General features: G+C 39.6%; 1 pseudogene. It reads left to right on the top strand.

Annotated elements, in window-relative coordinates:
- A pseudogene (locus SB717_RS36115) lies at positions 1–270 on the top strand (AAA domain-containing protein); the annotation flags it as partial.

Below are 270 nucleotides of genomic sequence, written 5' to 3' on the forward strand. Positions count from 1 at the left end.
GAGTATGGCGTTCGTTCCGCAAATCGCATTAGCTGCTTCACTTGGAAAACGTATCGTCGTTTGCGGTGATTTTTTACAATTACCTCCAATTGCGATGGCAAACCATGAAATCGTTCGCAAATGGCTTGGGGAAGATATGTTTTACCACGCTGGGATTGTTGATTCTGTAAATAAATCAGAAGCACATCCGAACCTATTTATGTTGCAGGAACAAAGACGTATGCATGCGGATATATCGAAGTTTACGAATTCATTTATTTATAAAAACAG

Source organism: Priestia sp. SIMBA_032, from assembly GCF_046535215.1.
Lineage (GTDB): Bacteria > Bacillota > Bacilli > Bacillales > Bacillaceae_H > Priestia > Priestia aryabhattai.